We start from the raw sequence: 14,760 nt of genomic DNA on the forward strand, positions 1-14,760 counted from the left end.
TTGAGGTTTATGAATTAATTGTGTGTGGTTTTGTCGAAAATTTGTTTTTCCATCATGACGGCCTTGGGAAACAAAACATTGTTTTCGAGGTGCACATGTTTATGAAGGTCTTGTTCAAACTCTTGCAACTCATGCAGAAGCAGACGGTAGGTCGTACAAGCATCCACAGGAACATGGTAATCGGCCGTCAACGTGCGGATTTTTTCCATCTGCTGTCCCGCAAACGCATGTTCATGTTCCATGACATGGATCGGATTGAGCACGGTGCCAAACCCATTGGGACGGATCGGCGCGTGATGCGTGATGTAATTTTCCAATTCGCAGACGTAGGGAAAAAGAATCACTTCTTCTTTTTGCAAATGCAATTTGAGCTCGGATGATAGCGCTTCAAACGCTTCACGAACGGTTACCATTTCCGGATGGTGATCGCCATGAACCTGTGCCACTTTATTAAGGTGACGTTCGATCAGTGGAATCGCGTGGCGCATGTAGGTATGATGATTGCTTTGAATATATTCGACTATAAATCCCGCTGGTTGTTCATGGATCGGCTTAGGTTGTTGACCTTGAGAGGGTGATTGAATAGCTTTTTCGATATCACGGCATACATCCGCCAGCGCGATATCTTTATCACGGCAAGCGTCGGATAAAATTTTTTTCCCGCCACAACAAAAATCCAAACGATAGTGTTCGAGAATTTCGGCTGAACGAGGGTATTCCAATACGATTTGACCAAGAGGCATGTCTTCAAATGATTTCATTTTTAATCCTTTAGAAGATTTAAGAGTATTTTATCTTTAATATGAATAAAAAAATTCCCCGCTTCACTTCGGTTGTTTTTTTTCTTCCTCATATCCTTCGTCGGCGATTCGGAAATTGAACGTATTGATTTTATCCGCCAGTGTATTGAGTGTAGCATTTTCAAACATCGCATTTATCTTCTCACGGTGTTTGGCCCATTCACTATGCAAGGGGCAAGGCGCAAGATTGCCACAGCCGGGCAATCCAAAAATACATTGATCAAAAATATTAGGACCGTCTATGGCTTCGACAATATCCGTAAGTGAAATATCTTTGGGGTCGCGCGCCAAGGCCACTCCGCCTTTGGGTCCGCGGTAGGATATCATGATATTATTTTCCGTTAGCTGCTGTAAAATCTTGGTCAAGAAGTGAAATGATATATTGAGGTTTTCAGAAATCTGCTGAATCGGCACATATTCTTTATGACCAAGAGACGCCACATACATCGCGGCACGAATTCCGTATAAACAACTTTTAGTTAGTAGCATGGTAATATTTTCTTTTCCGGATAAATCTTTGCTCTATTCCTGTATTTCAGAGTCTTTTGTCTTAAAATAAGGTATTCGACCTCATTTGTCAAGTATTTTGGTATGGTTTTTCAATTTTTTTTTGAAAATAAAAAAATTCGGGGGTGGCGTCATTTTATTGACGAATTTTCGAAATTTTTTTCTAAAACCTACACACTTATGTAGCCTCATTTGTGAGCTAAATCACACGATATTGTGCCGAGTAGACGTACCCTAAATTTGATTAAAAATAAACAATTATACCTCTGTTTGAGGGAACCTTTCACCGTTCACATAACGTCATGTTTTTAGCATGCTTTTGAGGTAATTATGAAAACCTTGCTCACGATGATCGCTTTGATTTTTTTTGCAAGCGATATGTATTCACAAACTGCGCTTACCGGCGGTATTACACAGTCCGGTAATTTTACGGCCGCCGGCCAAACAGCCACCTACTCCTACAACCAATCGGTTAGTTACTGGAGTGTGGTGGGTATCCGGCCGCCATCAACATCCGACTTTGACATCGAACTTAGCGCCAACACCAATTTCAGTCCTATACTCGCCAGTAGTACACTGGGTACCGGCAAAGTAGATTTCATCGTAGCCGATTATAACCATTCACCTACGGGTGCACAATACGTTCGCCTCAAAGACTATAGCGGCGCAGGTACGTACTACGTCGAATATGAGAGCGGCGCACATACATTAGGTGTTCCATCCAATAGCGGTACACTATCCTGGACATCCAACGAAATCGTCAAAGTTTGGGACGTGTATCTGCAGGCCGGTGTGACTTATACATTTAAGCTCCGCACACTTTCCGGTCTTCAGGATTATGGCATATCGCTTTACAAATCCAATGCTGCCGCCTATTATGCAGGCCGCAGTTCGGCTGCCGCCACATCCGATATTGCCGCCAGCGGTACGGACGAATACTTTTCCTATACACCGAGCGTTACGGATTATTACGGCTTCGTCGTATGGTCCAATGATAATTACGGCACAAGCGGAACCTACGACATTACGGTATCAACATTGGCCACCAATAACCCGCTATCCAGCGCGGCTTCGCCGGGTCAATTTTCATATTATCAAACAAATACCAATTGGTCCGTTGTCGCCTTACGCTCAGGTAGCGGCGCCAATGACAATCTCTCGCTTTATACCAATTCGTCCTATACGACTTTAGCTGCGCAAAGCGCATTAGCCTCGGGTGTCGAAATTATTGCCACTGAAAATGATACCATCACACAAGGTTACTTCCGTTATCCTAAGGTGGATCGCACCGGAGGCACTTCACAATATACTTTGGAGTGGGACGAATCCAGCGGATATATCGGTTTGGGAAGTTATACGACGACGTCATGGAACGCTAACACGGTCGCTAAAGTGTATAACCTGTCCATGGCGCAAGGTGCTAAATACCGCATTAAATTGCATACCGTTTCAGGTAGTGTGGATGCAGGCCTTCTTCTTTTCAAACCCAATGGTTCACTGAGTTCCCAAGCGCGATCGGCCGCACTGCAATCGGCCGATGCCAATGGCGCCGGACTGAACGAAGAGATCATACTCACCGCGCCGGTTTCCGGATGGTATGCATTGGTCGTTTACAGCAATACGGCTACCGCCGGTTCTTTTGATTTGTCGTTCAATCAGGAAATTCTCGCCGCTTCCAACGTGTACGGGCAAGGCATCAAACATTATGCCTTCGATCAACAAAATGCCGCATGGTCCGTAGTCGGCGTGCGCCCGCCATCCAACGCGAATACCGATATCGTTTTGTATAATAATCATACGTACACCACGCCTTTAGCGACCAGCAATACAGCCGGCACAGGCCAGGTGGATTTTGTCGTCGGCGATCAGCATCACACGGCCAAAGGCATTTACTACGTCAGCACGGACGATCCCTTGAATCCGAGTCGCGTAAATTATACCACGCAATGGGAAGGCGGTAATGAATCGTTAACGGCGCCCGGAACAAATACCGGCTACGCCTGGGCCAAAACGGATGTCGTAAAAATATGGGATGTACAATTGGTGTCCGGAATCAATTATACATTTAATCTGAGCGTAAGCGGCGGTACACCCAATCTCGGCATGGCGATATTCCGCTCTTCGTCTACTACGGAATCATTTTATTTTGGCCGCTCCGGAGCGGCCGCGATCGCCGATGTGAACGGGAACGGGGGAGGCGAATCGTTTTCCTATACACCGAGCGGCGCATTAGGCACACTCGATCATTACGGTATTGTCGTTTGGAGCAATGATACCACATCCGCCGGAAGCGTCCGCATTGACATCGCCCAACCGCTTATGACCAGTGCGACACCCGTTTCCGCCAGCAGTTCTCCCGGGCTTTACGCGTTCAATCAATCCGTCTCCGGATGGGGCGTCATCGCATTACGGCCGCAGTCTTTCGAAGATTTTGATTTAGAATTGCACGGCGCTTCCGATTACAACAATCTTTTGGCTCAAAGCACGTTGGGAACAGGCGCTGTAGAGTTTATCGCGGGCGATTTTCGTGCCGGACACGCCCCGCTTAAAACCTATTTCACAAAAGCCGTACAAAACAGCGGCAAAGGCCCTTATGCGATCGAATGGGAAGGCACCAACGAAACCCTACCCGTCGAAGGTAATTCCGGTACGATCAGCTGGGGTACCACGGCTATCGCTAAAGTATACAATGTGCCCCTGGTCGGCGGACGCACTTACAAAATCAAATTGGATTTTCTGACCAATGCCTTCGATGCCGGAATGGCGTTATTCCAACCGTCAACAGGTAATAATTATTTTCCACGCGGTTCGCAGGCCATGCTCGCCGATGTAGCCGGCGCAGGCAATGAATCTATGACATTTACGGCGCCCATGACGGATACCTACGGCCTTGTGGTTTGGGGCAACACACAACCGGCTTCGGCCGCCACGTTTGCCATAGACATCAATCAGCCGCCCGTAGTGAGCGTACCGATTCCCGACGTAAATTTTTCAGAAGATCAAGGCAGCGGACTTGTGGCCAATTCTAACCTCAACGGAAATTTTTCCGATATACAACCTTTAAGCTATTCGGCATCCGTACTCAAAGGCGGCGGTATCACGGTCAGCGTGGCGGGCAGTACACTCAAAGTCAGCACGGTTTCTGATTCCGTCGGCCAATATCCCGTCGTCGTGACGGCCAATGACGGAACTTTTTTTACCAGTGATACACTCATTGTTACTTTGGCGCCGGTGAATGATCTTCCATACCGCTCCGCGCTGATACCAGATCCTAAAATCGCCGAAGATGAACAGTCTTTTTTTGCATCAAAACTCAGCGGTTATTTTACAGATATTGATAATCCCGTTCTTTCCTTTGGCGTTACCGCACTAAACAGCGGGGTCTCAGCTTATGTGTCCAACGATTCACTGTACCTGAGCGGTCAGCAAGATTTTAACGGCAATGCTAATTTACGAATTTCAGCGACAGACGGATCTTTTAGCGTCTATGATACGATCAATGTGACTGTAACACCCGTCAACGACGTAGTGGTATTATCGCAAACGATTGCCGACACCACGTTGCCCGAAGATTTTAGCGGATTGGTTTTCATCCGTAAATTATCGAATATTTTTCAGGATATCGATAATGATTCGATCGCCTTCCGCGCAACGGTTACCGGCGGCGCGATCGGCGCGGTGATACAGCACGACAGTTTGTATGTCGCAAGCAGTCCTGATTTTTACGGTCAATCTACCATCTCTATCCTGGCTAGCGACGGTTCCTCACGTGACGGATTGGGAAAACTCAGTGATTATTTCAGCGAGAGTGCCAATACGGTCGAAACATCGTTTCGCGTTACCCAATCACCCGTCAATGATCCGCCGATGCGATCCAACCCGATCGTAGATAAAACGTATGCCGAAAACTTCAACAAAGTATTGGTACAAAAACTATCTCTCGTTTTCACGGATATTGATAATAGTTCACCGACCTATGGTGTCTCCACGATCTCCAAAGATCAGGATGTTTTCGGTTTTATAAGCAACGACAGCTTGTATGTATTGAGCAGTAAAGACTCCAACGGCGTGGATAGTATTCGCGTCACGGCTAGCGACGGCATGTTTACCGCAGCCGATACGTTTCGTGTCAATGTAACCAATGTGAATACGGCGCCTACGGTCACTTCCGCCATCAACAATGTGACGGTCAGCGAAGACTTCGGAAAAAACTTTGTCCGCCTTTTAACTACGGTGTTTTCGGATATAGATGGTAACGCGTTATCCTACAGCGTTTCCGTATTACCGGGTGACAATGATGTAACCGCCATGATCAGCAATGATTCATTATACATTCTTTCCTCTGTGGACTCATCCGGCGGAGACACTCTCCGCGTCACAGCAAGCGACGGTCAATATTCCGTCCAGACGCAATTTACGGTTACTGTCAATCCCGTAAACGACGGACCTAAAATTATTTCAGCCTTACGTGATACGACCTACAATGAGGATTTTCCAAAAACTTTAGTTCGCCGTTTATCGTCAGTTTTTCTGGACGCCGATCATCCCTCATTGACGTATGCGGCATCCGTATTGTCGGGCGGTGCATCGGTTGTTGTTTCAAATGACAGTTTGTATGCAACCGGAACACTGAATGCCAACGGCACTGCGGCGATTCGGGTAAGCGCTACGGACGGCGCACTTAGTGTAGCGGATACATTTCAGATCAGCATCAAACCTGTCAACGATGCACCCGTGTTTTCTAAAACCGTCGCGGATACCAGTCTCTTGGAAGATTTCGGAAAAGTTTTTTATCGCAAACTGAGTACGCATGTCTCGGATGTAGACAATGCTTCATTAACCTACAATGCGTACGTATTAAGCGGCACTATACAAGTTCAGATATCAACCGATTCGATTTCACTAATTTCCCAAGCCGATTATTACGGCGCGGCAACCATCCGCTGGGCCGCAAGCGACGGATCGTATACACTGGCCGATACTTTTACAGTCAATATCGCTAACGTAAATGACGGCCCGGTTCGCGTAACCGCTTTACGTGACACCGCTTTCAGCGAAGACTTCGGCCACGTATTTGTCCGACAACTTGGTACGGTGTTTTCTGATGTAGACAATGCGACGCTCACTTATACGGCAACGGTCTTATCGGGAAATGCAACAACAGCAATCCCATCAGGCAAAGACAGTTTGTATATTCAGAGCAGTACGGATTTTAACGGAGATCTGATTATTCGCGCAACCGCTTCCGATGGCGCTTTGTCGGTCAGCGACACATTTACCGTTACCGTATCCCCGCTTAATGACGGGCCTTATCGCACCGTTAATATTTCCGATATTTCGGTACAAGAAGAATTTTCCAAAACCTATATTGCGAAACTTAGCCAGCATTTCAGTGACAACGACGACGCTTCGCTGAGTTACGCTGTTATCAACAATCCATCATCATTTGATGCGATGATCAGCGGTGACACGCTTTCCATCACAAGTCGCCCGGACAGTAACGGTGTATATAGTTTGGTTGTACGAACCAAAGACGCCTCCTTATCAGCCTATGATACACTCACCGTTACTATTAACAATGTAAATGACGCACCGTTTGTTGCAACGCCGTTGTCGGATACGGATGTGGATGAAGATTTTGAAAAGTACTTCGTAACCGACCTCAAACAAATTTTCAGCGATATAGACAATAGCACGCTCGCGTATTCAGTTACTTCATTGACGCCCTCCGTAGTCCAGGCGCAAGTTTCAGGTGACTCGCTTTACCTTATCAGTGAGCCTGCCGTATATGGATCCGGACAGATTCGCGTGTCCGCCGACGACGGACAAACCTCCGCGGCCGACACGATCACCGTAACCGTAAACAATATCAATAATTCGCCCTATGTCGCCAATGCGTTGCGCGACACGGTTTTACAAGAAGATTTTGGAAAAGTCTTTTTAGTAACGCTTTCCTCGCATTTCTCGGATATTGATAATGTATCTCTACAATATGCGGCACGTGCTTTACAAAACGGACTAAAAACGCAGATCCATCAAGACAGTTTGTACGTGCTCAGTGATGCGGATTACTATGGAATCGTCGAAATAGAAATCACAGCCACCGACGGATCATTGGCATCTCTTGATACGATGCAGATTGTTTTGACCAATACCAATGACGCGCCGTACATGGCGGCATCCGCACCGGATATCGTTTTGAATGAGGATTTCGGTATATGGACTTACGGCAACGCCGGAACTTATTTTGCCGACATAGACAATGCGTTGACATACGGCGTTGAAGTTTTGAGTGCCGGAGTAAATGCCGCTGTGTTTGGAGACACCATAAAACTTTACAGTACCTCTCGTTTTTATGGAACCTCTCAAATTCGTTTATATGCGACCGACGGGCAATTTACAATTTCAGACACGACGACGGTACAAATAAGCAATGTGAATAACGCTCCGTATGTAGTGACCTCCGTTCCGGATACAACGATCCTCGAAGATTTCGGTTATACTTGGATACGTACACTTAGCCCGTATTTTCAGGATTACGATAATGCTACGTTGACATTTGCTGCTACAGCACTAACTCCCGGTGTAAGTGTCGAAACAGGTCATGATACGCTGTACATCCAAAGCCAATCCGACTTTTTCGGCTCGGTCGCAATTAAGTTAACAGCGGGAGATGGTGAATATACAACTACAGACACGATGGCTATCGCCATACAAAATGTTAACGATAGCCCGACGCTTTCCCACCCGATGCGCGATACAAGTCTTGCAGAAGATTTCGGTAAAACTGCTTTATACCAATTGACCGGCATTTTTTCTGATATAGATAATGTATCTTTGTCATACGGCAGTGAAGCACTGATAGCCGGAGTTACAGGTAGCATAAGCGGTGATACACTCTATGTCCACAGCACACCGTATTTCAACGGAGATGCGTACGTACGAATTTTTGCAACGGACGGAGAATATCAAGTTTCTGATACGATCCGGATCGCGGTCACCGGTGTGAATAACGCGCCTTATCGTCTTGCCGCATTGCCGGACACATCACTTCCTGAAGACTTTGGAAAGATGCCTTACCGCGTTGTATCGCAATTCTTCAGCGATGTAGATAATATGACGCTCACGTATTCAGCGCAAGTGCTCCAAGGCCAGATCGGCGTGCAAACCGTCAACGATAGTCTTTATTTCATATCCGTACAGGATTTCAACGGTGCCGCATCCGTCAAAGTAACCGCTTCGGATGGATTTTTTACTGTGCATGACACATTGGTACTGACGGTGACGCCTATGAACGATGCGCCCGCGGCGGCTTTACCTTTGCAGCCCGGTCCGTCGGTGTTGACCAATAACCTGCGCCCGACATTTAATTGGCACACTTCGAAAGATATTGACGGCGATGCGATCGTCTACACATTAACCGTTGCGCGTGACAACGCCTTCAGCGATGTGATTTTAACTCAGCAAAGCACCGACACCGTTGTGACCGCTTCGGCCGACATGGATACGACAGCCGTACTCTTCTGGCGCATCAAAGCCGATGATAATCATGGCGGCGTAGTGATCGGACCGGCAACAAGTTTTAGCACCGATGCCCGCAAGGCCGTTTTTCAAATCGGCGTTCTGGCCAATACTGTAAGCCCTCTGCACGTAGGTCTATATGTGCGCAGCACCAAACAGCTAAACGGGAACCCTGCCGGCCAGTTTGAACTTTCAGAAAACGGCAATTTAATTTCTGCACACAATGATACGTTTGAAAAATTAACAGCGCATACCGAACCTACTTATTATACCAACTATGTGATCCGGCAATCCGGAACTCTTAAGATTGCTGTTACGGGAACGGATATGGTAGGTAACGTTACCGTCGCACAGCGTAATTATACCGTAGATGTACTTGCACGCAATAAACCATTCGCTACAGTTTCCGACGGTATTGTTTGGTCAGGCACGGCGATGTCCGAAGGTATGACCGCTATCACGCGTGAAGACGCAGACGCCGGGCAAATGAATAAAAATACAAGCGCCTCCTTGTACACGGACGAAGCGGTCAGTCCCGTTTACGAAATGATCGTTACGGCGGATGTCAAAGGCAAACTAACCCTCACTTACAGTGAAGATGCGATTTCGAACTTACATCGTATTTTTGCCGGTGAAGTGGATGAGCGATTGATCGGAATTTATACTGAAGAAAACGGGCAATGGGTTTATATCGGCGGTCAAGGGAAAAACGGATCCGTGACGACGTCATGGAACAAATCGGGTAAAATCATGGCCCGGTATAATCCGGCTCACACGATCATTCCGGATCATGTTGAGTTATTGCAAAACTACCCCAACCCGTTTAACCCGTCCACGACGATTCGTTTCGGATTACCTGAAAACGGCATGCTGCGTTTGACGGTGTATAATCTTCTCGGACAAAAAGTAAAAACTTTGGTGCAGCAGCACGTGACCGCCGGATATCATACTATCGTATGGAACGGACGCAACGAATCCGGTCATGCCGTATCCAGCGGCGTGTACCTGTATCGTCTTGAAATACAAGGTCATGTCGTAACAAAGAAAATGATGTTTTTGAAATAAAAATTTAAGGATACATGTCTATGCAACGCATAAAATTAGGATTAACGCTGGCGCTTCTCTCGTTTTTGATCGCATGCGAAGAAGATCCGGCAACACAAGTCGAACGCGGATGGCAATTATTTGAAAGCGGCGATTTTCTGGAAGCCCGTTCGGCATTTATGAATGCCGCGACCAGCGGAAGCACCGATGCTTACAACGGACTCGGGTGGTCTTATCTACGACTGGATTCGATTTCGGAAGCGCGTATCGCGTTCGCTTTTGCATCATCGGATTCCAATCCGGAAATTTACGCCGGTTGGTCATCAGCCAACGTATTGTCGGAAGATTTTCAAAAGGCTCTTGAAAAATCAGCGGTCGTACTCAGGCAGGATGCTAATTTTGTTTTTTCACATGATACCGACGTGGACTATAAAGATATGATCTGGCAGCGCGCCTATTGTTATTATCATCTTGGACAATACGCCCTGAGTCTTCAGGAGATTCAAAAAATAAGCCCGGATTTCAATTCCGCCAACCCTGCGGATATTCTGAATAAACTAGAATCCCTGTCGAACGAACTGTAATATTATTTTAGAAACCGGTAATTTGATGCTTTGGAGATCAACCCTCGGGCCCAAATTACCGGTTTTTTTTCTATGATACGCCCTATCGGCTCATTCCGCACAGATTATAAAATCCCTTGAAATGAAGGCTCGTTATCTTTAGTTTGCGCCGGTCTAACTAAAAGCAGGTACCCCTTGACATCTCTTGAAATATTGATCCAAAAAATCTCCCGCGCGCTTCTGATCGAAGCCAAACAAAAAGGATTTTCCGATCGTCAGTTGGCACACATCTGGGAAACGGACGAAAAAACCGTTCGCCGGTTGCGGCACGAATTGAAGGTGTTTCCCGTATACAAAACCGTAGATACCTGCGCAGCAGAATTTGAAGCGGAGACCCCTTACTTTTATTCCACCTACGATCAGGAAACAGAAAACGCGCCGTCGGATAAAAAGAAAGTGATCATACTTGGCGGCGGACCCAACCGTATCGGACAAGGTATCGAGTTTGACTATTGTTGTGTACACGGTGTATATGCATTGCAGGAAGAAGGTTACGAAGTTATCATGGTCAACTGCAATCCGGAAACTGTAAGCACGGATTACGATACATCGGATCGTTTGTATTTTGAGCCGCTGACATTTGAAGATGTGATGAATATTATCGAATCCGAAAAGCCCGACGGTGTGATAGTGCAGTTTGGCGGACAGACGCCGCTCAAGTTGGCCATACCTCTGATGCAAGCCGGTGTAAAAATTCTTGGTACATCACCGGAAGATATTGATGTTGCCGAAGACCGTAAAAAATTCGGCGCCTTACTCAATCGTCTAAACATCAAATGCCCGGATTACGGCACGGCGTCTTCGTTTGAAGATGCCCGCACGATCGCCCATCGCATCGGCTACCCCGTATTAGTCCGGCCTTCGTATGTTCTCGGCGGTCGTGCTATGGAAATCGTTTATGATGATACCGCACTGGAAAACTACATGGCACGAGCCATCAACGTGTCGCCGGAGCATCCGATTCTCGTAGATAAATTTCTGGTAGACGCGTACGAATTTGACGTGGATGCCATTTCCGACGGAAAAACCGTAGTGATCGGCGGCATCATGCAGCATATCGAAGAAGCCGGCATTCATTCCGGTGACAGCTCCTGCGTTCTACCGCCGTATTCGGCTTCGGACGAAGTACTGGCCAAACTGAGAGCCTACACAGTTCAGCTCGCACGCGAATTGAATGTCATCGGACTGATCAATATCCAATACGCACTCAAAGGTGAAGAAGTATATGTATTGGAAGTTAATCCGCGTGCTTCACGTACCGTACCCTTTGTCAGTAAAGCGATCGGCGTACCCTTGGCTAAACTAGCCGCGAAAGTGATGGTTGGAAAAACGTTAGAATCATTAAATTACACAAACGAAATTATTCCGCCGTTTACCTCCGTCAAAGATCCGGTCTTTCCTTTTGCCAAGTTCCCCGGTATTCGCATGTACCTGAGCCCGGAAATGCGTTCCACCGGCGAGGTAATGGGAATTGCCGAAACTTTTCCTCAAGCCTTAGCTAAAGCGCACATTGCCGCCGGTATGCAAATGCCTACGTCGGGCGGAGTTTTTGTCACTGTCAACGACCGGGACAAATCTAAAATTTCTCTGATTGCCAAAGAATTCATGGATCTGGGATTCACGATTTATGCCACCGAAGGCACGGGCAAAGTTCTGGAACAATCAGGCATCGAATGTAAACATGTATTCAAAATTCATGAAGGCCGGCCCAACGTCGTTGACCGCATCAAAAACAAAGAAATTCATATCGTCATCAATACACCGACGGGCAAAGCCGCAAAATTAGACGAACGCTACATCGGCGAAGCGGCCATGCTGTACAAAATACCGATGATCACGACTTTGCCGGGCGCTCTGGGGCTTGTCAAAGGATTGCGCGCCATCAAAGAACAAAAACTCGATGTACGCAGCATCCAAGAACATCATATGGCGCTGGTATGAAGCCGGACTCCGGGCCGATCGTTTTTTTTGATGGGGTATGTAATTTGTGCAATCATGCTGTGGATTTTATAATCAGGCACGACACACCGCATCGCATTCGGTATGCTTCCCTGCAAGGCGAAACGGCGGCATCACATCTACCAGCGGAAATACGATCCTCGCTTTCGACTTTGGTTTTATTTCACAAAGAACAAATATTCACACATTCTACGGCCGTTATCAATATTGCCCGTTTGATGGGTTGGCCGTGGAATATGGCGATCGTGTTTTTTATAGTCCCACGTTTTTTGCGTGACGCACTCTATACGGTCATCGCACGCCATCGTTACCGGTGGTGGGGGCGTCGCCCAACATGCAGGATACCGTCGGTCGAAGAACGTCTATTATTTCTACCTTGAGTCATACATGCGATTTGAAGTATTACCTGCCCATAATCCTGCCGTACGTGAACGATGGAACATTTTCGCATCATCGGTTGACGGTTCGTCCGTTTTACAAAGTTACGAATGGGGTGAGGTAAAACGCGGTTTATGGCAACCGTTTTATACGGCGGTTACTGATGAGACCGGCCAGATTATCCTTGCGGCACTGATACTCAAACGCCAAATGCCGCTTGTCGGTCGCGCCATATTTTATGCACCGCGCGGACCGCTTTTTAGAGAATTAAACGCCGCACTTCTAAAAACATTCGCCGACGGTGTCCGCGCTTTAGCTAAGAAAGAAAATGTTTTTGCATTGCGATGTGATCCTGAAATCGAAGAAACCGACACGTCGATCTTATCTGTTTTTCAAAATGCAGGATTTTCAAGAAACCCGGAGAATATCCAACCGCGCGGTACGATTCTTCTCGATATTCGCCCCGGTGAAGACGATCTGCTCAAATCCTTTCATCACAAGACACGATACAATATCAAATTAGCGGAAAAAAAAGGCGTTACGGTTGAAGAGATGAATTCCTCCGCCGGCATTGATATCTTTTACGATTTATTTGAGATCACCAGTGCGCGGGACAAATTTATGATACTTCGGCGTTCGTATTTCCAACACTTACATAAAACACTTTCCGATAGCAGCTTAAGTACTGTGTTTGTTGCCAAGTACGACGGTAAACCTTTAGGCGCTGTGATTTTGACTACCTTCGGAAAACGCATGGTTTATTTATACGGCGCTTCATCCAATGAGCATCGCAACCTTATGCCTAATCATTTATTGCATTGGCGCGCGATTCTTTGGGCTAAAGAGCACGGGTTGACGACATACGATTTCTGGGGTGTTCCGGCCAATCCGACAGAAACCAGCCCGCTGTGGGGTGTGTACCGTTTTAAAAAAGGATTCAACGAAACGGAGACGCGCTGGATGGGTACGTACGAATTGGTCTTTAACCGATTTTGGTATTTTGTCTTTGAAAAAGCTACCGTGGCATTCAAAACCGCCATTCGATTTTTGAAAACCGGAAAAATAAAATCTTCGGTCGGGGATTAAAAAAACGTTTTATTTAACGGTGAGTTCGGAAAGTTTGGTTTGTTTGGGCTTGCGATCCGGCGATTGTTGACACTCTTCACAGATACCGAATAGATGCAAAATATGATGCGTCATTTTGAAATTATATTGACGGCAAATCACATCCTGTAATTTTTCGATCTCTTCCGATTCAAATTCGATCACGCGACCGCACGACGTACACTTCATGTGCTCATGGTGGTGGCGCCCGTAAGTATGTTCATAATACGCTTTGGTATCGCCTAACTTGGCTTTGCGTATCAATCCGCATTTTTCTAGAAGCTCTAAGGTCCGATATATCGTTGCACGCGAAGCCATGCTATTTTTTTTTCGCATCCGCATTAAGATGTCATCGGCATCAAAATGGAAATTGGTAGCGTATATCTCATCTAAGATCGCGAAACGTTCGGGCGTAGCTTTTAATGAATGCGAAATCAGGTAGGAACGAAACGCTTTGTGAATTTCGTCTTTTTTAGGTTCTTCTGTCATATGCACGATGAATGACGCTTTCTTGTCTGATTCTCGTATCGCGTTTGATATTATACCCGTAACATACCCTTTTATAATAATTTTTCCGCAATAGTTCAATACCGGTTCGTGGTTTTTTCCGCTTATTACTGGCTCTACAATTTTTGGATACGAGGCCTTTCAAAGCGTCATCGGGTAAAAAAATGAACGTGTTGCCGATTTTTTAAGACCCCGTGAGACGATTTTATCTTAAAATTTAGGGATACTGAATAAGATCATACCCCCTTTGGCTGTTGTTTTCAAGTTTGAATTTCCAGAGCAGGTCGAGATTGAATGTAGGAAGCGTAGCAATTTTC

8 protein-coding genes are annotated in these 14,760 nt (G+C 46.5%); 5 read left to right on the forward strand and 3 right to left on the reverse strand.

What is annotated here, in order from left to right; translation table 11 throughout:
- Positions 1-14: 14 nt before the first annotated feature.
- Together ric and HUU58_14260 are read right to left on the reverse strand one after the other, a co-directional pair.
- On the reverse strand, positions 15-761 hold the full coding sequence (gene ric / locus HUU58_14255) for an iron-sulfur cluster repair di-iron protein (GenBank protein NUN46836.1): 747 nt from the start codon (positions 759-761) through the stop codon (positions 15-17).
- A gap of 63 nt (positions 762-824) precedes the next feature.
- Complete coding sequence (locus HUU58_14260) at positions 825-1,289, reverse strand: Rrf2 family transcriptional regulator (protein NUN46837.1); 465 nt, start codon at positions 1,287-1,289, stop codon at positions 825-827.
- A gap of 348 nt (positions 1,290-1,637) precedes the next feature.
- On the opposite strand from HUU58_14260, the gene HUU58_14265 reads away from it, so the two are divergent.
- The 5 genes from HUU58_14265 (at position 1,638) to HUU58_14285 (ending at position 13,918) form a co-directional block, all read left to right on the forward strand.
- Positions 1,638-9,893, forward strand: a complete 8,256-nt coding sequence (locus HUU58_14265) for a tandem-95 repeat protein (protein NUN46838.1) — start codon at positions 1,638-1,640, stop codon at positions 9,891-9,893.
- 20 nt (positions 9,894-9,913) lie between these two features.
- Positions 9,914-10,456, forward strand: a complete 543-nt coding sequence (locus HUU58_14270; GenBank protein NUN46839.1) for a hypothetical protein — start codon at positions 9,914-9,916, stop codon at positions 10,454-10,456.
- A gap of 174 nt (positions 10,457-10,630) precedes the next feature.
- Positions 10,631-12,436 (forward strand): carbamoyl-phosphate synthase large subunit, encoded by a 1,806-nt coding sequence (gene carB / locus HUU58_14275; GenBank protein NUN46840.1) that lies wholly within the window; start codon positions 10,631-10,633, stop codon positions 12,434-12,436.
- Positions 12,433-12,834, forward strand: coding sequence for a DUF393 domain-containing protein (locus HUU58_14280; protein NUN46841.1), 402 nt, complete (start codon positions 12,433-12,435; stop codon positions 12,832-12,834). The genes carB and HUU58_14280 overlap by 4 nt, the downstream gene beginning before the upstream one ends.
- A gap of 7 nt (positions 12,835-12,841) precedes the next feature.
- On the forward strand, positions 12,842-13,918 hold the full coding sequence (locus HUU58_14285) for a peptidoglycan bridge formation glycyltransferase FemA/FemB family protein (GenBank protein NUN46842.1): 1,077 nt from the start codon (positions 12,842-12,844) through the stop codon (positions 13,916-13,918).
- A gap of 9 nt (positions 13,919-13,927) precedes the next feature.
- Here HUU58_14285 and HUU58_14290 read toward each other — a convergent pair whose 3' ends face one another.
- A complete protein-coding gene (locus HUU58_14290) occupies positions 13,928-14,425 on the reverse strand; it encodes a transcriptional repressor (protein ID NUN46843.1) in 498 nt (165 codons plus the stop codon).
- Between the last annotated feature and the right edge of the window lie 335 nt (positions 14,426-14,760).

The organism is bacterium, assembly GCA_013360215.1.
Lineage (GTDB): Bacteria > CLD3 > CLD3 > SB21 > SB21 > JABWCP01.